This is a genomic window from Luteitalea pratensis, assembly GCF_001618865.1.
GTDB lineage: Bacteria > Acidobacteriota > Vicinamibacteria > Vicinamibacterales > Vicinamibacteraceae > Luteitalea > Luteitalea pratensis.
Map to the genome: position 1 here is coordinate 208437 of NZ_CP015136.1, position 20854 is coordinate 229290.

General features: G+C 68.9%; 18 protein-coding genes. 4 read left to right on the top strand and 14 right to left on the bottom strand.

Translation table 11 applies throughout. The features are described from left to right. Positions 1 to 206 precede the first annotated feature (206 nt). From LuPra_RS31460 to LuPra_RS00910, 3 genes are read right to left on the bottom strand one after another with little or no spacing between them, the layout of a single operon-like run. Positions 207 to 1283 carry an NAD(P)/FAD-dependent oxidoreductase gene (locus tag LuPra_RS31460; RefSeq protein ID WP_157898588.1) on the bottom strand — a complete coding sequence of 359 codons (1077 nt, stop codon included), beginning with the start codon at positions 1281 to 1283 and terminating at the stop codon, positions 207 to 209. A gap of 14 nt (positions 1284 to 1297) precedes the next feature. Next, on the bottom strand, positions 1298 to 2701 hold the full coding sequence (locus LuPra_RS31465) for a LodA/GoxA family CTQ-dependent oxidase (protein WP_162271268.1): 1404 nt from the start codon (positions 2699 to 2701) through the stop codon (positions 1298 to 1300). A 17-nt stretch (positions 2702 to 2718) separates the two neighbouring features. Further along, positions 2719 to 4092 (bottom strand): ferritin-like domain-containing protein, encoded by a 1374-nt coding sequence (locus LuPra_RS00910; protein ID WP_157898590.1) that lies wholly within the window; start codon positions 4090 to 4092, stop codon positions 2719 to 2721. A gap of 131 nt (positions 4093 to 4223) precedes the next feature. Here LuPra_RS00910 and LuPra_RS00915 point away from each other — a divergent pair, with 131 nt between their 5' ends. The 3 genes from LuPra_RS00915 (at position 4224) to LuPra_RS00925 (ending at position 10612) form a co-directional block, all read left to right on the top strand. Continuing rightward, positions 4224 to 5720 (top strand): xanthine dehydrogenase small subunit, encoded by a 1497-nt coding sequence (locus LuPra_RS00915; protein WP_110169023.1) that lies wholly within the window; start codon positions 4224 to 4226, stop codon positions 5718 to 5720. Continuing rightward, positions 5717 to 8032 (top strand): xanthine dehydrogenase molybdopterin binding subunit, encoded by a 2316-nt coding sequence (gene xdhB / locus LuPra_RS00920; protein ID WP_110169024.1) that lies wholly within the window; start codon positions 5717 to 5719, stop codon positions 8030 to 8032. The genes LuPra_RS00915 and xdhB overlap by 4 nt, the downstream gene beginning before the upstream one ends. A 135-nt stretch (positions 8033 to 8167) precedes the next feature. Beyond that, positions 8168 to 10612, top strand: a complete 2445-nt coding sequence (locus LuPra_RS00925) for a penicillin acylase family protein (protein ID WP_110174454.1) — start codon at positions 8168 to 8170, stop codon at positions 10610 to 10612. A gap of 15 nt (positions 10613 to 10627) precedes the next feature. Here LuPra_RS00925 and LuPra_RS00930 read toward each other — a convergent pair whose 3' ends face one another. From LuPra_RS00930 to LuPra_RS00965, 8 genes are all read right to left on the bottom strand, one after another. After that, entirely contained in the window at positions 10628 to 11485 is an 858-nt protein-coding gene (locus tag LuPra_RS00930; protein WP_110169025.1) for a c-type cytochrome, read from the bottom strand. Between the two features lie 17 nt (positions 11486 to 11502). Beyond that, entirely contained in the window at positions 11503 to 12354 is an 852-nt protein-coding gene (locus tag LuPra_RS00935) for a carbohydrate-binding family 9-like protein (RefSeq protein ID WP_110169026.1), read from the bottom strand. Between the two features lie 345 nt (positions 12355 to 12699). Continuing rightward, complete coding sequence (locus LuPra_RS00940; protein WP_234800662.1) at positions 12700 to 13242, bottom strand: GNAT family N-acetyltransferase; 543 nt, start codon at positions 13240 to 13242, stop codon at positions 12700 to 12702. Then, positions 13239 to 14249, bottom strand: a complete 1011-nt coding sequence (locus LuPra_RS00945; protein WP_110174456.1) for an LLM class flavin-dependent oxidoreductase — start codon at positions 14247 to 14249, stop codon at positions 13239 to 13241. Before LuPra_RS00945 ends, LuPra_RS00940 begins: the two co-directional genes overlap by 4 nt. 66 nt (positions 14250 to 14315) lie before the next feature. Continuing rightward, positions 14316 to 14750, bottom strand: a complete 435-nt coding sequence (locus tag LuPra_RS31470; RefSeq protein ID WP_157898591.1) for an ester cyclase — start codon at positions 14748 to 14750, stop codon at positions 14316 to 14318. 223 nt (positions 14751 to 14973) lie between these two features. Beyond that, positions 14974 to 16293, bottom strand: coding sequence for a serine hydrolase domain-containing protein (locus LuPra_RS00955; protein ID WP_157898592.1), 1320 nt, complete (start codon positions 16291 to 16293; stop codon positions 14974 to 14976). Then, positions 16290 to 17210, bottom strand: coding sequence for a hypothetical protein (locus LuPra_RS00960; RefSeq protein WP_110169029.1), 921 nt, complete (start codon positions 17208 to 17210; stop codon positions 16290 to 16292). The genes LuPra_RS00955 and LuPra_RS00960 overlap by 4 nt, the downstream gene beginning before the upstream one ends. Beyond that, positions 17194 to 17718 (bottom strand): sigma-70 family RNA polymerase sigma factor, encoded by a 525-nt coding sequence (locus LuPra_RS00965; RefSeq protein WP_110169030.1) that lies wholly within the window; start codon positions 17716 to 17718, stop codon positions 17194 to 17196. Before LuPra_RS00965 ends, LuPra_RS00960 begins: the two co-directional genes overlap by 17 nt. Positions 17719 to 17924: 206 nt before the next feature. Here LuPra_RS00965 and LuPra_RS00970 point away from each other — a divergent pair, with 206 nt between their 5' ends. Continuing rightward, the gene (locus LuPra_RS00970) at positions 17925 to 18347 is read left to right on the top strand and encodes a DUF4019 domain-containing protein (RefSeq protein ID WP_157898593.1); all 423 of its coding nucleotides are present in this window, start codon (positions 17925 to 17927) and stop codon (positions 18345 to 18347) included. A 102-nt stretch (positions 18348 to 18449) separates the two neighbouring features. Here the strand turns inward: LuPra_RS00970 and LuPra_RS00975 are convergent, their stop codons facing one another. The 3 genes from LuPra_RS00975 to LuPra_RS00985 form a co-directional block, all read right to left on the bottom strand. Continuing rightward, on the bottom strand, positions 18450 to 18779 hold the full coding sequence (locus LuPra_RS00975; RefSeq protein WP_110169032.1) for a TfoX/Sxy family protein: 330 nt from the start codon (positions 18777 to 18779) through the stop codon (positions 18450 to 18452). A gap of 88 nt (positions 18780 to 18867) precedes the next feature. After that, a complete protein-coding gene (locus tag LuPra_RS00980; RefSeq protein ID WP_110169033.1) occupies positions 18868 to 19551 on the bottom strand; it encodes an NHL repeat-containing protein in 684 nt (227 codons plus the stop codon). Positions 19552 to 19560: 9 nt separating this feature from the next. Further along, a complete protein-coding gene (locus LuPra_RS00985) occupies positions 19561 to 20781 on the bottom strand; it encodes a helix-turn-helix domain-containing protein (protein ID WP_110169034.1) in 1221 nt (406 codons plus the stop codon). Positions 20782 to 20854: the final 73 nt, after the last annotated feature.

Genomic DNA, 20854 nt, shown 5'->3' on the forward strand with positions numbered 1-20854 from the left:
AATCGCGCGGGCCCGCCCGCCGTGCGCCCGCGAGCCGCAATGCTTGAATGCGCCAATGCGGAAATGTCGAGAGCTTGCAGATTCGTTTGGGCCGGCGGCAACGCCACCGACCGGCGCGAATCTGGGAAGTTGTAGCCGCGGGACTTGTCCCGCGGGCAGCGCGCCGGACGAGTCCGGCGCCTACGAGACTCGTTGGAGTCCGACGGCTACACGTGTCGGTATCGCCGGCGCCAGAATTCGGAACCGCGCGCGGATGTCGTCGCCGCGCCGTACATGGCAGTTCGGGCACGTCCGTAGTCCACCACGGCATCGTCGTACCACTGCGCGTAACCGGCATAGGTTCGTTCGTCGTGGCCAGCCAGGACCGCCTCGGCTGCCCGCTCCGCGCCTTCAAGGGCGAACCGCATGCCATGACCCGAGAGCGGATCCCACGACAGGGCGGCGTCGCCAACGGCAAGCCACCCTTCACCAGCCGCGGCCGCGCGGTGACCGCTGCGCGCGTCACGACTCGTCAACGCTCCGAAGTCCGGACTGTTCTCGAGGTGCTGCGTGATGAGCGTCGCCTCGCGATACTCGTCGGCAAGCCAGGTCGCGCGTTGGCGCGCACGTGGCAGCAGATCCGCATCCGTCACGAATGCCACGTCGGTCGCGCCTTCACCTGCGCCGATGGCATACCACCAGCCGTGCGTCGATCGATCCACCAGAAGTATCGTGGGATCGAGGAGCGGCCCGGCGTGCCTGGTGGAGAGGCAGACCGCGCGGTCATGGTGGTAACGCACCGGAAGCGCCGCGATTGGACGGCCTGAGCGCCCGGTCGCGTCGATCACGTGACGGCAGGAAATGCGCTCGCGTTCCGTGTGTTGGCCGGCGATGAGCGACCAGCGATCCCGCGCCCGTTCGCCGCTGACCAGACCGGTCGTGATCACATTCACGCCCGCGCGCATTGCCTGCTTGGTGAGGCATCGGGCGACGGTGCCGCGCGTGACGGCACGTGCGGGCGTGCAGCCGAGGAGTTCGTAGTCGGTGAAACCGGCCTGGTCGCCTCGCCAGCGGCTGAGGACACCGCGGCAGGTGCCGCCGAGTGTCCACACGTCGTCGACGCCCAATGCCGCCAGTGCGTGCACCGCCGCCGGTGGCAACACTTCCGCGGTATCACCGGATGCCCTCGCCGGCGCATGCGCCTCGATGAGGGTGACGCGCATCCCGCCACGCGCGAGCCGCAGGGCAGTGGCAGCGCCTGCGACACCAGCACCCACCACGCACGCGTCCACGCTGCGCTGCATTGACTTCCAACCCGTCAGAGCGTTGGATCGCGACCCACTTCGACCTGCGAGTCGCTGCCGGCCACGGGTGTGATCACGCCGAGACGCATCACGTCGCGGACCAGCCGCGCGTGGTTCATCGACGGGCGCAACCACGGCGGCCGCGCGCCGCCTGCCTGTGGCGCGACATCGGGACGCTGCGCCGGCCACCAGCCGCTGTTGCACTTGAGGAAGTCGGCCTGCCAGGGCAGTGCCATCAGCGCCGTGAGGTCGCCCGCCTTCACGGCCGCGTGATCGAAGCGGAACTGGAACGGCTGCAGATAGAGCTGCGGGTCGGTGACGATGATGCCGGCCTCGATGCCGGGGAAGAACCCCTGGCCGACCGTGCCGTCGAGTGCGGCACGCGTGAGCTGTGCCGAGGAATCTGCCTCTCCCGGTGGGGTTGGGTCGAAGTCGCCTGCCTCCCACGCGCTCAGGCACTGTCGCTGCCAGTCGCGCAGCTCGGTCTGGTGCAGCAGGGCCTCCGCGCTGCGGACGAACTCCGCGTTCTCGGCACGCAGCGTCGCCGCCGACGGCGACGGATCCGACAGGGCGGCCCAGTCGGTGCTGACGAGCGGCCACGTCGCGTCGTTGGTGACCCACTGCAGTGTGGAGGCTCGATGGATCATCGGCTGCACGTCCCGCCAGAAATTGGGGGGTGCCGGCACAACCACCTGGCCGAGATCGACGCCCACCTGGAGCAGCACGTCGTACAACGTGACTACGCCGCCGCATCCCGGCGCGAAATCCGGAGGCGCCACGATGACCCATGCGGGCTCGGCGGCGTGCACCGTGCCGTCCTCCAGCACGACCTCGGCGCTGACCGGCCCGTCGGAGAGGTCGTCGAACCAGCCGGGGTTGTTGTAGAAGCTGCCGCCGATGGGCGCGTTGGTGGGCGATGCCGCTCGTCCCGTGCCGCCAAGGACGAGCAGCCGCTGCGACGCATCGACCCGGACATCACCAAGGTGCACGGGTGTGCTGCGATAGGTGCCGTCCAGCGAGGCGGCACCGACCGCGTCGACGCTGACGTTGCCGCTGTCGATCACCCGATCCTCCGCACCCGCGGCGAGTACCGGCCGTGTCGGCTGCGACGGAGGCGACCCCGGCCGGACCACGGCGTCCTTCTTGTTCACGAGGCGGACCGTCCAGCGCACCGATGCGCCGTCTGGCAGCACCGCAGGCCGCTCCAGGCCGGCGGCGTCCACCTCGAACACCTGGAAGCGAGCGGCCTGCCGCTTCACGCGATGCTGGGCGTCCTTGGTGGACTCGACCTCCCGCTCGGTGCCGTCGGGCAACGGCTCGACGCCGAGGGAATCGGGCCGTTCGGGGCCGACGAAGAAGTCAGTCGCGCTGTTGCCGATGCGCGCGATACCGATCGGTGGGAAGACGGCGTACGACATGGAAGTCCTCCTGGAAATCAGTGCAGCAACAGCCGGATGCGGTCCTGCAGTTTCTTGACGGCGTCGACGGCCACGCGGCCCTGCGCGTCGCCTGCATGTTCCGGCCTGGCCTGGATGGCGGCGATGGCGCTGTCTTCTGTCGCCAGGAGGTGCCGGTGGACGACCTCGAAGGCGGCCGGATCGACGGGCCAGTCCTCGCGCAACAGCCCGAACGTCGGGCCTGCCGCCGGCGCGCCCGGCGAGTCGGCGATCGGCAGCTTCACGATCTGTCGCGTGAGCAGGGTCAGCACCGGTCGCATCGCGGTGAGCGCGATGTCGATCAACTCGGCCCGCGTCTGGTCGCCGAACGGACGTGCGAGCCCGTTGGCGATGCAACCCACCACGTGGGTATACACGAGGTTGAGCAGCTCTCCCCATGCCGTGGTGTACGGGTGGGTCAACTGCACGGCACGCGGGTCTGCGGGCCGGGGTTGCCCTTGTACGAACGGCGAACACGGCAACGGCGCGACGGTCACCCGCCCGGCTTCGATCGCGTCGAGCACGGCGAGGAACTCCTCGAAATGCGAGTCATCGCTCGCCGAGACCCCCTCGCCCTGCGCCATGATCGCGTGCACCGTCTCGCACGCCGTGAGCGCGTCGGTGGCGACCGTGGCGATCAGCCCGGGGAAGTTGCGCCACTCGTCGATCGTCGTCGCGAACGTCGTGATCTCGTCCGCTCGCTGGAAGTCTGTCTCGCGCACGTGCCAGCCGCGCCGGAAGCCGTCCTCCACCGTGAACGGCTCCGGTCCGAACGGGTCGTCCGACGGTTGCAGGAGCCAGTAGATGGCGGCATACAGCGCCCCGACGCGGTTCGGGTCCAAGCCCGTGGCCGCGCGCACGTCGTCCTCCAGCGCCTCCACGCGCGCGAGGACAGCGGCATCGGCGATGTGTTTCGGACGCTCGACGACGACGTATTTCGCCGCCGAGGCGCGATCGAGCGGCTCGAGGACGAAGGGGATGGGCACGAAATCGGGATTGCCCACGTCCCGGCCGAAGTGATGGGCGCCGGGTCCACCGATCGCGAGCAGCAGGTTCTGCACCGCGATCAGGTGGCCCATCTCCTCGACGGCGATCGTGCGGATCGTCCCGCTGACCGACATCCCGCCTGTCGATCGCACGACCGACGCGTTTGCGTACAGGTACTGCACGAGCAGTGCGTGCTCCACCTCGGCGGCCATCTGCAGCAGGCCGATGGCGTCATCGAGCGGCGTAATCGCATCCGCCACCGACGGCAGTTGCGCGAACCTGGGCCGGGACGGTGCCGCCGGAGCGACTGCCCCGGCGGCGCCCGCCCGCGCCGCGCCGATGCCCGCTTCCACCTGCCGCCACATGAGCCGAGGTCGTTTCGGCACGAGCAGTGTCTCCCTTTCCGCCGTCGTACGGCCACGCACGAGTCCGCGAGTACAGAACGCCGGCATTCGCGAGTTCGTACACCGCGCCGCCCGCGACGACGGCCACCGGCTGCATGTACAGTTGACGGGTCATGTTCGAGTTCGTGCTGAACGGACAGGTCGTCCGCGTCCCCGGGGCGTCGGCCGACATGACGCTGCTCGACTACCTGCGATCGCGCGGCCTGACGGGTGCCAAGGAAGGCTGCGCCGAGGGGGAATGCGGCGCCTGTGCCGTGGTGATCCGGTGCGGACGTCCGAACGAGGCAGGCAGCGAGTACCGCGCGGTCAACAGCTGCCTGATGCTGCTGCCGATGGCTGCCGGCCGCGAAATCGACACCGTGGAGTCGCTTGCAGACGACGATCGCCTGGCGCCGGCGCAGCAGGCCCTCGCGGCCGCTGGCGGATCGCAGTGCGGCTATTGCACGCCCGGCTTCGTCATGAGCCTGATGGCGGAGTACTACCGCCCGGGACGGGTCGGCGCCTGCGATCCGAGTGCCCTCGACGGCAACCTCTGCCGCTGCACGGGGTACCGGCCCATCGCCGATGCCGCGCGATCGCTCGGTCCGGCGACGCCCGACAGGTTCAGCGCCCGCCTGGAACATTCCGTGCCGGCCTTGGAGCAGGTGACCGTCGACGGTTTCTCGCGGCCAACGAGCGTGGATTCATGCGTCGCCCTCCTCCAGGGAAACCCAACGGCCGCGCTCGTCGCCGGCGGCACCGACCTCGTCGTCGAGCGCAACCTGCGTCAGCGGCGCTGGCCGCACCTGGTCAGCGTCGAGGCGATCGAGGAACTCCACACGCTCGATGACACCGCGGAGTGCGTGCGCATCGGCGCCGCACGGCCGCTGGCCGACCTCTTGCGCGGCTGGTCCGACGCGCCGGAGGCCGTTCGCGAGTGGGTCACGCTGTTTGCGTCGCCGCTGATCCGTCATCGCGCCACGCTGGGCGGCAATCTCGCGACTGCGTCACCGATCGGCGACGGCGCCCCGCTCCTGCTGGCACTCGACGCCTCGATCGAGATTGCGAGCCCGGGGCACGACGATGCAGACCCATGGGCCGGGCTCGGCCACCTTCGCCCTCCGGGCGTCGGTGCCCAAGGAGAGCCGGCCCTGCCATCGACCCGATCTACCTCTTCGCCCGCGATCGGACAGCGGCAGGCCAAGCGGCGCGTCATGCCGCTGGCCGAATTCTTCACGGCGTACCGGCAGACGAGGCTCGCCCCTGGGGAGTTGATCGTGGCCATCCGTGTCCCCCGGCCACTACCGCGTCGCCTGCGGTTCTACAAGGTCACGAAGCGTCGGCTCGACGACATCAGCACCATTGCGGCGGCATTCGCAATCGATGCGCCGGCGGGCATCGTCGGTCGCGCGCGCGTCGCGTTCGGCGGTGTGGCCGCCACGCCCCTTCGCCTCCCGGAAGCCGAGGCCGCGCTCGAGGGGCAGCCCTGGAGCCTTGCCACGGTCGCACGTGCGCAGGATGTCATCCAGCGCGTGCTGCAGCCCCTCTCTGATCACCGTGGCTCGCGGGAGTATCGACTGGCGATGGCCTGCAGCCTCCTGGAGAAGTGCTGGTGGGAGTCGCAGTCATGACTGCCCGTGATGCACGCGGCCCGGTCCCGATCGTTGGCGCGGCCGTCCCGCACGAAAGCGCGGCGGGCCACGTCACGGGCGCTGCGCTCTACACTGACGACCTGCTGGCGCGTTATCCGGGCCTGCTGCACGCGTGGCCCGTGCTCTCGCCACACGCGCATGCGCGGCTGCTGTCACTCGACACTGCCCCCGCCCTGGAAGTGCCGCGCGTGGTGACGGTGCTGACGAGCGCCGACGTGCCGGGCGAGGGAGACACGGGTCCGGCCAGGCGCGACGAGCCGCTCTTTCCGGACGAGGTCATGTTCCATCACCAGCCCGTCGCGTGGGTACTGGCTGAGACACTCGACGACGCGCAGCGTGGCGCGGCGCGCGTCATCGCCGAGTACGAGGAACTTCCGGCGATTCTCACCATCGACGACGCGATCGCACACGACGCGTACCTCGCCGGGCCGTTCCGCATCACGCGCGGCGACGTGGGGGCGGTGGAGACGTGCGCGCTCCAGTGCACGGGCGAACTCCGCATCGGCGGGCAGGAGCACTTCTACCTCGAGACGCAGGCGGCCCTGGCGTGGCTGGACGAGACCGATGGCGTGGCGCTGCACTCGTCGACGCAGCATCCCTCCGAGACGCAGGAGGTCGTGGCGCGTGTGCTGGGCGTGCCACGGCACCGCGTCACGGTCGAGTGCCTGCGGATGGGAGGCGGATTCGGCGGCAAGGAGACGCAGGCCTCGGCGTGGGCCGCGATCGCGGCGCTCGCTGCGTGGAAGACGAAGTGCCCGGTGCGTGTGCGGCTGACCCGACAGCTGGACATGGCGCTCACGGGAAAGCGTCACCCGTACCTTGCGCGTTACGAAGCCGGCTTCGCGAAGGACGGGACGCTGCAGGCGCTGCGCCTGTCGCTCTGGTCCGACGGCGGTTACAGCCTCGACCTGTCCACCGCGATCATGTGGCGCTCGATGTTCCACTGCGACAACGCCTACCACCTGCGCGCCGTGGACGTCGTCGGCTACGTCTGCCGCACGCACAAGACGTCGCAGACGGCGCTGCGCGGCTTCGGCGGACCGCAGGGCATGGTGGTGATCGAGGAGATTCTGGCGCAGGCCGCGGCCAGGCTTGGCCTGCCTGCCGACACGATTCGCGAACGCAATTTCTATCGTCCCGGCGATACGTCTCACTACGGTCAGCCAGTCGAGGGCGCCGAGCGTCTCGCGACGATCTGGACGATGCTGAAGGAGACGAGTGACTTCGATCGCCGGCGCGCCGAGGTCACGGCCTTCAATGCGGGCAGCCCGCACCTGAAGCGCGGCCTGGCGATCACGCCCGCGAAGTTCGGCATCTCGTTCACGGCCACGTTCTACAACCAGGGCAGCGCGCTCGTCCTGGTCTACCGCGACGGCAGCGTCCAGGTGAACCACGGCGGCACGGAGATGGGCCAGGGCCTGTTCACGAAGGTCCGGCAGATCGCGGCTGGCGCCCTGGGCGTGAGCGCCGATCGTGTTCGCCTGATGCCGACGCGCACCGACAAGGTGCCCAACACGTCGGCCACGGCCGCCTCGTCGGGGACGGACCTGAACGGCGCCGCCGTGGAGGACGCGTGCCGGCAGATCATCGCGCGGCTCACGACGGTCGCTGCAGGGATCCTCGAGTGTGATCCGTCGATGGTGCGCATTTCGTCGGGCCTGGTCAGCGGCGGCGGGCGGTCGGTGCCGTTTGCCGACGTCTGCGAAGCCGCGTACCACGCCCGTGTGCCGCTTTTCGCGCAGGGGTTCTACCGCACGCCTGGCATCCATTTCGATCCGGCGACAGGCCAGGGCCACCCGTTCTACTACTTCACGTACGGCGCCGCCGTGTCCGAAGTGGAAGTCGACCGATTCACCGGGGCCCATCGCCTGCGGCGTGTGGACATCCTGCAGGATGTCGGCGATGCGATCTCGCCGATCGTCGACCGCGGGCAGATCGAGGGCGGCTTCATCCAGGGTGCGGGATGGCTCACGGTCGAGGACCTGTTGTGGGATGGCGAGGGTCGCCTCGCCACGGGCAGCGCCTCCACGTACAAGCTGCCCTCGTGGTCCGAGGTCCCGGAGCGGTTCGAGGTGGCGTTCCTGCCGCGAGCGACGCAACCCGGCGTGGTGTCCGGCAGCAAGGCCGTCGGCGAGCCGCCGCTCATGCTCGCGATCTCGGTGCGTGAGGCGTTGCGTGACGCCGTCGCCGCGTTCGGCGATCGCAACGGCGCGGCCCGGCCGGTCGTCACGTTCGACAGCCCCGCCACTCCGGAACGCGTGTTCTTCGCCATTCAGGCTCACGTACGCTGATCACGGCGTCAGCGTCGAGCAAGCTCGACGCCTACACATCATGTGGACGTCCGTGGATCTGTAGGCGTCGACCTTCAGGTCGACGCATCCCAACCGGACGATCTCCTGGACGACGCACTTCGCCTACGATCAGGCATGCCCCGTCTCGGCTCGGTGTTGCTGTTCGTCGCACTCCTGCTTGCCTCATCGACGATTGGCGGCGCCCGTCAACCTGCGTCACCGCCCATGATGGTGCCGGGCCTCGAGCGTCCCGTGCAGGTGTTGGTGGACGAATGGGGCGTGCCGCACATCTACGCCGAACGGCTCTACGATGCCTTCGCCGCACAGGGCTTCATCGCGGCCCGCGACAGGCTGTGGCAGATCGACCTCTGGCGGAAGCGTGGGCTCGGCGAGATGGCCAGGGACTTCGGGCCCGCGTACGTCGAGAGCGACCGGATGGCGCGGGCGGTGCTGTTGCGCGGCAGCCTGTACCGCGAGTGGCTCGCGTATGCCTCGGACGCCAAGCGTATCGCCGAGGCATTCGTCGCCGGCGTCAATGCGTACGTCGATCTTACACAGCGGCAACCGGAGCTGCTTCCGGAGGAATTCCGCCTTCTCGCGTACCGCCCCTCGCGCTGGGAGGCCGCCGACATCGTCCGCATCCGGCACCACGGCCTGACGCTGAACCTCACGAACGAGATCGACCGCGCCGAGGTGTACTGCAAGGATGGCCCCGACGCGCCGCGCGTGGACTGGCTGCGGCGTGCGCTGGTCCCCGAAGTCGTGCCCACGCTGTCACCCGGCCTCGATCCCTGCGCGCTGCCATTCGCGGCGCTTCGCCAGGCGTATGCACTGGCGACCGCGCGCCCGCAATTCGCCGCAACGGCGACAGCGCCGGGTCACACCACCGCGCCAGGCGACCTGCTGGCGCTCGGCACGCCTGACGACATGTTGGCGCAGGGATCGAACAACTGGGTTGTCGCGCCCGCACGGAGCGCCACCGGGCGTCCGATCCTGGCAAGCGACCCGCACCGCACGCACGGGGCACCGAGCCTGCGGTACATCAGCCATCTCGTCGCACCCGGCCTCGACGTGATCGGGGCCGGCGAGCCGTTCCTGCCTGGCATCTCGGTCGGGCACAACGAGGCGATCGCCTTCGGGCTGACCCGCTTCTACATTGATCAGGAAGATCTCTACGTCTACGACACCAACCCCGATCGTCCCGGCGAGTACATGTACAAGGGGCGCTGGGAGCCGATGGCGACCGTCACCGAGCGCATCGAGGTGCGCGGCGAGTCGACACGGACGGTGACGATCGCGTTCACGCGCCATGGTCCGGTCTTGACGGCCGATGCCGCCGCGCACCGGGCGTTCGCGCTCCGCGCGGCGTGGCTCGACGAGGGGATGTCGCCGTATTTCGGCGCGATCGAATACATGCGCGCGCGCAACTGGGAGCAGTTCTCGGCGGCGATGAACCGCTGGGGCGCACCTGGCGAGAACCAGGTATACGCAGACACCAGCGGCAACATCGGATGGATTCCGGCCGGGCTCATGGTGGTGCGACCCAACTGGGACGGGCTCACGCCGGTCCCAGGCGACGGACGCTACGAGTGGGCTGGCTACCGCGACATGGACGAATTGCCTCGTGCCTTCAACCCGCCGTCGGGGTACGTGGTCACCGCCAACGAGAACACCATCCCGCCGGATCATCCGGCCGCGACCAAGGGCGTCGGCTACGAGTGGAGTGACGGCTTCCGCGCAGACCGCCTGAAGAGCCTGGTGGCGCTGCCGGAGCCACACCGTCTCGAGGGCTCGCGCGCCTATCAACTCGACACGACATCGCTGCCGGCACAGCGCGTCGTGAAGCTGCTCGGGGGCATGACGGACCCACGACCACAGGTGAGCCGCGCTCTCGATCTGCTACGCCTGTGGGACGCGAACATCCGCGCCGACAGCGCCGCTGCCGCCGTGTTCGAGGTGTGGTTCGCCCGTCACCTTCGTCGCGCCGTCGTGCAGGCGGTCCTGCCGCAGGCCGCCGCCGCACGCGTCGGCATCGGCGACACGACACGCGTGTTGCAGGTGCTGGAAGGGCACGGCTCGTGGCTGACACGGGAGCGACGTGACCGAGTCCTTGCGGACTCGTTGGCGAACGCGCTCGCCGAGATCGAGAAGCGCCTCGGTCCCGACTGGACACGGTGGCAATGGGGGACGCTGCACCAGGCCGTGTTCGAGCACCCGCTCTCGGCGCGCGTGGACACCGGGACACGCCGGCGTCTCGACGTCGGTGCGTGGCCGTTGGGCGGATCGAGCGTCACGCCAATGGCGACGGCCTACCGACCGTCTGACTACCAGCTCATCTCCGGCGCGTCCTTCCGGATGGTGGCCGACGTCGGCAACTGGGACGCGTCGGTCGCGATCAACACGCCGGGGCAGTCGGGTGACCCGGGTAGTCCGCACTATCGCGACCTCGCGCCGTTGTGGGCCGCAGGACGCTACTTCCCGCTCGCCTATTCGCGGGCCGCGGTGGAGAAGGCCACGCGCACACGCATCGAGCTCGTTCCGGGACGACCAGGTGTGGCCGCGGCGGCGGTGGCGCGGTGAGAGCGCTCTGCGGAGTCAAGGAGCGCCGAACTCGCGGCGCAGGAACGCGAAGATATCCGCGATCTCGTCGTCGCGGAAGTTGACGAAGTCCTCGCGGGCGGCCTCGCTCATCTCACCGAGATCGCGGCCGCCGATCGGCTGGCCCGTGCGCAACAGGTGCGCGAACTGCGGCAGGTCGTATCCGCGCGCGATCGCGAGACTCGGGCTGCCGGCGTCGGCGTCGCCACCGAACGTGCGGCCGTGGCACTCCGAACATGTGATGCTCGCGAGGTAGCGGCCACGTTCGAACGGCGTCGACCGGGGTTGCTCTCCCCAGCGAGGCGCGGACGGATCGATTGCAGCCATCGATGTCCTGAACCTTCCGATCACGAGGCCGATGCGAGCACGGAACGAAAGATGGCGCACGGGACCGGGGCCGCGGTCAGCCGCGGGCGGCAGGCTCCTCAGGTAGCCGATGACGCGACCGAGGTCATCGTCGCTCATCGGGTAGAACGTGGCCGCGGGCATGCCGAGGGCGGTGCGGCCGTCGCGGCGCACGCCGGCTCGCAGCAGGCGGACGAGTTCCGCATCGGAATACGTCGGCAGCACCTTCGTGAGGTTGGGCGCACCGAGTTCGAACACCCCCGGCATCGACACACGGCCGCCGCCACCGGTGCGGCCGTGACAACTCAGGCAGCCGATGAGGATCGTGAAGCGCCTCGCCTCCGTGGCGTCCGTCACCGTCGTGTTCAGCGCGACGGCGGGGAGCGCTACATCGTGCGTGCGGCCAAGGATCCATGCCGTTCGTGCGTAGACGGCGCCGATGCCCAGCGCGATGAGTACGAGAAACGACAGCACGACCCGACGCAACACGCCAAGGGCACGGTGGCGCATGTGATGAGTCCGTCGTTTCAGCGCTTCCCCGGGACGGATCCGACCGTCTCGGTCGAGAAGCGCACGCGCGGGAAGAGCTCCGGGACGTGTGAGTCCCACACACCGTGCGGACTCCAGGCCCAGCCGCCGGGATCCTTCGCCGGCGGGGCTTCCTTGTACTGGTTGAACCGCGAGAAATCCATGCGCCAGACGTCGCCGTCACGTGGTGGCAGCGCGCGTCCATCCGGCATCGCGAGGGGCTCGAGCGACTTCCACGGGATGCGGAGTTCGACGGTCCAACCGCGATCACGATCACGGTTGTCGTTGATCGTGCCGTCGACATGGACGGCCGTCGCCAGGCCGGGCATGTCCCAGTTCCAGTAGCCGATCCGCGGTCCGCGCGGATGATTCTTGAAGCCGACGCCAGGGAACGGTCTCACGCCATCGCGCGTGCGGTCGAACTCGGGCCGGCGCGCGTAGCCGGCCGACTCAAAGGCCTGCTCCCAGATGAAGTAGACCTCGTAGATCGTGCCGAAGGAGTTGATCTCGAACTCGTAGTACGCGTCTCGCCCGGCGATGAACAGCTCGACGTCGTTGTTCTTGTAGATCGGCGAGTCACGCTCGGTGAGCGTCGCCTCGACGAACGGTTCTTCGATCCAGTACCCGACGTACAGGTAGGTGTCGTCCCACAGCACTGCGGCTCTCGTGTCGTGGATGCCGGGATGTCCGCCGATCAGGTCGGCAAACCGCGGCGATCGTTCAGCCGCGCGCCAGTCGGCCTCGTCGAGCATTCCATCGACGACGATCGGAGAAGAGGCGCGACGCGCCGTGTACTCGGCGATGCGGTCCTCGGGCCAGGGGAACGGCCATGACTGGGCCAGGATCGGCATGGCGCCGCATGCTATCAGCGCCGCCACCAGATGGGCCACGCTCGGAGAGCGGGCCCTACCGCCTTCGGCCTCGCAACGATGTGTAGGCGTCGAGTCCATCCGTCTGCTGCCTGCCACCAGCCCGCGCCGCCATCGGCTCAGACACTTCGCAGCCCAGCCTTCACGGAAGAAGGACGTCACGTCCCCAGGCCACTCGCTGTTCATGGTCGGGTAGCTTACCGCCTGTGGTAGGCCGGCTCTCGGAGATGTGGTCGGGCGACGCGCGGAGCGTCGGTAGGGCCGGCTCTCCTTGGGCGCCGAAGCGTGGGGCGCGGAGGTGGCCGAGCCCGGCCACTGTGCGGCGAGTCAAACGCCTGAAGTGTCTATCCAGTAGCGACGTTTCGCCTTGGCCATCTCCGGACCCGCGATGATGCTCTCGAGCACGCCGCCGTTCTTCTCGATCGTCCTGATCGATCCGACGTTGTCGTCGTCACACGTCACGAGGACGCGTCCCAGGGCGAGCCTGTCTCGAGCGATGACGAGCGCCTGCCGCAGCATCTCCGTGGCAACACCCCGGCGCCGGAACTCCGGCACCACGGCGTAGCCGATGTGTCCGCCGACGCGCTCGAGATAGGGATTCAGCGCGTGTCGAATCGACACACGCCCGACGATGCGGGGGCCCGCGAAGGCAAAAAGGAACGTCGACGCGACATGGCCGGGCAGGAGCTCCTCACCGCGCGCCCGCTCCGCGAGCACCTCGAGGTAGCGGCCAAACGGCACGCCTTCTTCGTAGTCGTGCAGAAAGTTCGGCACGTCCGGTGACGTGGCCTGGTGCGCACGCAGGAACTCCTGTTCCTCGTCTGGCGTCGGCACGCGGAGCACCAATGGCATCCCCATGATCCGGTTCATCGCGTCGCCCCGACCGGTCGCGCCACGAGCCGGCCGGCGTTCGCGATGAGTTCGAACGAACGACGACGCAGCGCGTAGTCGTAGACATCCGACACGACGATCAGCTCGTCGGCGGCCGTGCGATCGACAAGTCCCTGCATCCCCTCCCGCACCGTCTCGAAGCCGCCGACGATGCTGCAGCGCAGCATCTGCGCGGCATGGAACTTCTCCTCGGCGGTCCAGTACGTGTCGATGTCGTCGATCGGCGGCTGCATCAGCCGCCGCATGCCGCGGACGATGTCGGCAAAAGACATCTGCTGTGACGTAGCGAGCCGTCTCGCCTCGGCATCACTCTCCGCGGCGATGATGTTGACGCCGACAACGGCGTAGGGCGCCGCGAGTTGCCGCGAGGGCTTGAAGCGCTCGCGATAGATCGACAGCGCGGCGTCGAGGTGCTGCGGCGCGAAGTGCGATGCGAATCCGAACGGCAGCCCCAGTTCGGCAGCCAACTGCGCCCCGAACAGGCTGGAGCCGAGGATCCAGATCGGCACCTGCGTGCCTGCGCCAGGCACGGCCTCGATGCGCTGGCCCGGTGCGCTCGGCGCGAGGTAGGCCTGCAGTTCCAGGACGTCCTGCGGGAAGTGATCGGCGGCGGACGGATCGCGACGCAGGGCGCGGAGCGTGGCCTGATCGGTGCCCGGCGCGCGCCCGACACCGAGATCGATGCGTCCGGGGAACAGCGTCTCCAGCGTGCCGAACTGCTCGGCGATGACGTACGGCGAGTGGTTGGGCAGCATGATGCCGCCGGCGCCGACCCTGATGGAGGTCGTGCCGGCAGCGATGTGCGCGATCACGAGCGACGTCGCCGCCGTCGTCACCGTCGGCATGTTGTGGTGCTCGGCCACCCAGATCCGGGTGAAGCCGAGCGCCTCGAGGTGCTTGCCAATCTGGCGCGCATGATCGAGCGCCAAGCGCGGGGTGCCGCCCTGCCGTACACGTCCGAGTTCGAGCACCGACAATGGAATCATGGGCATCTCCCTCCCAGTATCGATCCGGGAGGGCGAACTCGCCCTCGGCCGTACGGCGGGCGGCCGTCAGCCGGGTGGCAGGTTCAGCCCCACGCCGCACTGCTGGTACATTTCGAGGAAGTCGAAGCAGTTCCACCCCTCGACGAGTTGCCCGTTGTCGAACCGGCCCAGGGCGAACCCCCAGAACTCGATCGGCCGGCCGGTCGCGGCAAGTCCGATTCCGTCGCCGCTGTGCGTCCCCTTCACGCGGCAATGCGCCAGGGTCATGTCGCCCTGCGTCACCGAGTGGACGATCTCGATCGACATGTCGGGGAACGCAGTGCGGAACTTGCGATAGAACGGCTTGAAGGCCTCTGGCCCGCGGATCGGCTGGCCGTCGGGGGTCGGGAGCCCGTGCACCACGCCATCGACGTGGAGCATCGTGTCGATGGTGGTCTCGTCGCCCTTGTTCCACAGGTTCTCGAACCACGCGTGCATGGCCGACTCAGGTGTGAGTGACATGATCGTCCTCCGAAGACGTGATGTACCGCCGGGAATCCGGTGCGCCTCGGGAGGGGAGTCGCAGGAGCGGTCCATGGTCGCGCCGAATCGAGCGGGGCGCAAGCGGACCCTCGAGCGTGTGTTTCTGGTCGCGAGAGTAGGCCCCGCTCCTTGGGCGCCGAAGCGCGGAGCGCGAAGGTGGCCGGGGCGCGGCCCCAACGGGCCCTGCCCGCCCGGATTCGCGTCAGGGGTCGACCCGTCGTCCTGGCCATTCCATGCCGGCCATGTGGAGGCGCATGCGGGGACACTGCTCGCCCGCGCAGTCCATGTGCAGCGCGACGCCCCACGGGTCGCCGTCGAGCGCATAGATCGCCGGACCCACGCGGACGAGATGTCCGTTCGGGCCGGGTGGGGGCGACACGACCTCGAGGGCGCCATTGCGTCGCCTCACCTCCAGCACGAACGGTCCAACGTCGAACCGTCCCGCATGCACCGCTGGTGGGTTGCCATCGAGCGGCCGCGGCGTGTCGACGTCGAGCAGCATCGCCGCGATCGCCTGTTCCACGGCGTCGGCCGAGACGCCGCCGATGCTGGTCAGCACGACGATTACGAGATCGCGTTCCGGATACCACGCGACCATGCCCGTGTGCCCGGTCATGGCGCCGTGGTGTCCGAGCTTGCGGTGATCAGCCAGCGGTCGCAGCGAAATCCCATGGCCATAAGGCACTACCGTGCCGTCAGTCAGGCGCTGTGGCGAGGTGTAGGCCTGCCACGCGGGTGCTCGCGTGAGCGAGCCACCGGCCATCGCGCGAAACCAGCGGGCGAGGTCCCGCGCACTTCCGCACAGGCCGCCATCGCCGCGCGCGGTCTCGTAGTTCTCCGGGGCGATGGCTTCCACTGTTCCGCCTCTCAGAACGTGACCGTTCACCTCCTCGGAGCTTCCGCGACAGTGATGCATGGACGCCATGCCCAGCGGCGTGAAGAACTCGCGTGTCAGGTACACGTCGTACGACACGGCGGCGATCTGCTCGACGATGCGCGCCGCTGCCTGGTAGGCCGTGTTGCTGTAGCTGAAGCGCGATCCGGGATCGAACTGTAACGGCTCGCGTGCCATCACTCGTGCCAGGTCGGCCGCGCGAGCGGCCGGAACAGCGACGAGCTTTGCGGCCTGCGGAACGAACCAGAAATCGGGCACGCCGGACGTGTGGCCGAGCAACTGGTGCACGCGCACGGCATGCCAGGCAGGCGGCCAGTCTGCCAGGTACTGCGCCACGGGCGCCTGCAGGTCGACCTCGCCACGCTCCGCAAGCCGGTGCAGCGCGGCTGCGGTGAACATCTTCGAGATCGATCCGAGTGGATAGACGAGGTCCTGTGGATCGTGCCCCTGCGGAGTGCGATGACCGAGGTTCAGACGAAACGTGTTGCCCTCGAGCACCAGCACTGACGTCGCCGGCCACGACTTGCGCTCGAGCAGCGCGCGCGTTTCGCGTTCGAGGTCGGAACCGGGCCCCGCGCAAGCAGCGAGGCCGAGCACCGCCATCGCCGCAAAAGCGCAGCCCCTCACCGGCTGATGTCCTCGGCGATGCGCGCGCTGATCTCGCGTGACGCGCTGCTTACCGCGAAGAGCCCGGTGGGGCGGCTCACCACGACCGTGCTCCGGAACGCACCATTGTCGCCGTGTTCGTCGATGGCGATCCCGGGTGCGCCGCCTGGCATCGGCAGCGTCTCGACGAAAGCGGACGCATCGTCTGGCACGTCCAGCAGCCAGGCGGGTGATGCCGCGTAGGCCTCGCCCAGGATGCGTGCCTCCCACCACGAGGACCCGGCGATGCGGAACACCACCTCCGCGACTCGTGCGAGCGAGATGCCTGTCGGCACGCGCAGCTGGATCGGTGCCGACTGCACGATGGACACGTCGCCGGGATAGTCGGCGATGACCAACGGACCGATGGTCGCTTCCAACCGTGCGCCGTTCCAGGTGTCGGGGACCTCGAGATCGGTCGCACCAGCACGTGCAAGCGCTGCCCGAAGATCACCGGTGCGGAGCGTCTGGGTCAGCTCGAAGCGGCTGGTGACGCTCAGCGCAGGGGTCTCGCCTGACACCACGTCAGGTGACGGCAGGCGCGGCACGAATCCGGCACGCCTTGCGGCTTCCTCGAGCGTGGGCACGCCGACATGCGCGCCATCGGTGCTGATGTGCGTGTCCAGGGGAACGGCCGTGAAGTCGAGCCGCACGACGTCGATGCGCGAGACGATCAAGCGATACCAGAGCGCCTGGGCAGCCGTACGCACGGGCTCGGCGAACACGAGGGCCGCCACGAGCGCCACGGCCACGGCTGCGGCACCGTACCGGGCAGCGCGGCGACGCACCGGTCTTTCGGATCGCACGAGGGCACGTGCAACAGAGGCATCCGGAGTCCACGCCGGAGCGACGGCCTCGAGCCGAGCCATCACCCACTGTGCTTCAGGATCGCGTTCCATATCTGGCCTCGTACTCTTTCCGGAATGTGAGCTGGGCTCGCTTGAGCAGGCTGCCCACTGACGACGATCGGACCGTGAGCGCCGCGGCGATCTCTTCGTAGGGCACGTCTTCGCTCCACAGCAGGAGCGCAGTCGCGTCGCGGCGACGCAGCCGCGCCAGCGTCGCGTGTACCTGTTCACGCTCGCGCTCGCGCTCGTGCAGGACCTCGGGAGTTCGCGGAGAACCGCTGACGTTGGCCAGCACTCGGTGAAGGCGCGCCCATCGCCGTTCGCGGCGCCACGCGTCGAGTGCCGCCCGGACCGCCGTACGGTACAGCCATCCTTCGGCGCCATCGCCGTGCGCCGCCGGGTGCCGGCGCCACTTGACGAACACGTCGACCGCCATCTCCTCGGCGCGCGCCTGATCGCGAACGATGCGTCCGATGACGCGCGCCACACGGGCGTAGTGCTCCCTGAAGAGCACTTCGAAACGATCCGCCGGGTCGATTTGCGGGGAGAGCGGTGGCATTCTCAGCGCGTTCACGACACAAGAACGAACGAGGGCCCGGGTTTGTGCCGACAAACGTGCCGGCACCGGGTGGTGTGCACCAGAAATGCTGGAATGCTGGAATGCTGGAATGTCGAGAGCAGTGCGCGTTGATGCTACGCGATGCCCGCGACTCGACCACTCCGGGCGCGTTCGCTGGTCCGAGGCCCGGACGTATACTGCCGCCCATGGGCACCTTCATCACTCGCCGCACGGCGGTCGTGCTGATCCTGCTGTTCCTCCTTGCCGGCCCTGCCGCCGCACAGGACACCGCAGCCGCCCAGAAGGCCGCGACCGAGTGGCTGGTCCTGCTTGACGCCGGCCGCTATGCCGAATCCGGGACGGCCGCGGCATCGACGTTCAAGCAGGCGGTCACGACGGACAAGTGGCAGGAAGCGGTCAAGACGGCGCGGGATCAGGTCGGGCCGCTGAAGTCACGGGCGTTGAAGCAGGCGACGCCTGCGAAGGACCCTCCCGGGGCGCCAGCGGGCGAGTACATCGTGTTCCAGTACGGCTCGAGCTTCGAGCGCAAGGACACCGCCACCGAGTCCGTGTCGACGGTCCTCGACACCGACGGCACGTGGCGCGTCGTCGGCTACTTCGTGCGGTAACGCCTGGCGCGTCGGACAAGTCCCACAGCCGGAGGGCCGGCTCTCCGAGCCCGGCCGTTAGCGTGATAACGAAGGGCCGCGTTCGGAGAACGGGCCCTACCATCACTTGCGGGGCAGCGCACGCACGAACGCGAGCGCCCGATCGAGCAACTCGCGTCTGACGACGGCATCGGCGGCCACGCTCGGCGCTGCGCGAACCCATCCCTGCATCCGCCGGCTGCCGGAGTACATCGGGGTCACGCCGTCGATGTCCAGCGCCCAGGCGTCCTGGCCCTTGCCGAGACGGATCAGCAGGCCTTCATCACGTGCGCCACAGAGCAGGTTGCCGTGGAGGAGCCACACCCAGCCGCCGAACATGCCCTTCTCGGTGAGTCCGGAGACAGAGTCGAGTTCGTCGTTGATCAGGGCTTCCAGCCCCTTGTCGCGCGTCATCGGCAACCTCCGTCGCACCGCGCAAGCGCGTGCAGGAGCAACAAGGCTCAGGTGCAGTCTCAGGGCTCAGGTCTCAGGTCTCAGGGTCTCAGGTCTCAGGACTATCAACCTCCGGACGCAGCAACTGCAATGGCTGGTCCTGGCGACGCCGGCGCACGGTCCTGATCTTGCCGGTGCGCCCGCCGCCGCAGAAGAACTGGTCGCGGCCGTCGGACTCGAGTCCGGAGACGCCGACGCCGGCCGGCATCTCCAGCGTTTCCAGCACCTGGCCGGATCGGGCGTCGACGCGCCTCAGCTCGCTCTCGTCGCCTTCCCATGTGCCGTGCCAGAGCTCGCCGTCGAGCCACGTTACTCCGGTGACGAAACGGTTGGAATCGATCGTGCGGAGAATCGCGCCGGTCTCGGGATCGACCTGGTGAATCTTGCGGTCGCGATACTGGCCGACCCAGAGCGTGCCCTCGGCCCACGCCAGTCCCGAATCGCCGCCGCCGCCCGGTGAGGGAATCGTCGCAAGCACCTCACCGGACTGCAGGTCGATCTTGTGGATGTGATTCTCGGCGAGTTGGAAGAGGTGCTGGCCATCGAATGCCGTGCCGGCATCCGCGGCCACCTCGATCGCGCGCACCGGCGTTCCGGTCTCGGGATCGATCGCGATCAGCTTGTCGCCGGCCGCAAACCAGACATGCTGCCCGTCGCACGTGACGCCGTGCACGCCCTCGGCGCCAGGGAAAGGACCGTACTCGCGAACGATATCGGCAGGTGATCGATGCATGCGTCCAGCCTAGTCAATCGGGAGCGAGGCGGGGAGTAACAACGTCGTCGTGAATCCCGGCACCGGCTTGGTCATCCAGCGCCGGGATCGCCCCCTGCCGAACGATTGCACCCGGGATGAGGTGGCAAGTGAGTCGAGCGCTCGCTGCACGGTGCGCTGGCTGGTGCCGAGTGCCAGTGCCAGCGCCGAGCTCGACCAGGCTTCGGCGTCGGCCAGCAACGCCAGCACCGACGCATGCGCATCGTCGGTCGGCCGCGCCAGCACGACGACCGTGCGATTGCGGCGAGGGGTCAGCGCGAAGCCGCGGCGGGTCGCATCCACGCTGGCGAGCGGGCGAAGCTTGGTCCGCAGCCGGCCGATCTCGACGCGCAACCGCGCGCGATGCGAGTCGTCGGCATGAGTTGCGCCGAACGCGCGCGCAAGCAGCGTGTCGCGCGGCACGTCGGCGGGCCACGCTTCGCCGAGCGCCCGTGCGAGCGCGAACAGCACCGGACGAGTGGCGAGCGGGACAATCGTGGCTGCGTCGCGCACCGCGTGACGGCAGGCGTCCACGACCAATGCCTCGGACGCCAGCAGGTTCTCGACCTCGGCGAGTCGTAGCGGGCGCTCCTCGCCACTGGCGATCAGGCGTGCGGAGGGGGCGTCCAGGACCTCGAACGCGCTGTCGACCTCGGCCACCAGCGCCGGAATGCCCGCACGGCGCGCCGCATCTGCAGCCCGTTCGAGCGCAGCCAGCGCCGGCCCCGTCCGCAGGCGTCGCAAAGCGATGCCCGCGACAACGAGCTCGTGCGCAGCCCGGGATGCGGCAGGGAACGGCGTCGGATCGAGCGCGGCCAGCGCCCGCTCGGCCTCGTCCACACGGCCGATGAGGAGCAGGCGGCGCACCTCGAGATGCCGCGCATGCGCGGCGTTGAGTCGATCGCCGTGTGCGTCGAGCGTGGACCGTGCGGCGTCGAGGGCCCTGGCGGGAAAGCCGAGGTCGCGCGAGACGAGCGCGATCTCGGCTTCGGCGACAACACAACGCGCACGTGCCACGGACTCCTTTGGCCCGAACGCGCGACCTGCCTTGCGCAGCAGCACCTTCGCCCGCGCAAGGTCGCCGAGCTGCGCCATCGCGATGCCGCGCAACGCAAGGGCCGGCGCGTCGTCACGGAGGGCAACCCGCTTCAGCGCCCCCAGTGGATCACCTGCCGCGAGCGCACGCGCCGCAGCCGTGATCAGCGAGTCCATTGAAATCCCGCCACACTTGTCACTCCCATCGTTGGATTCCTGCCGCTCAATCTATCCCACGGCGACCGACGAA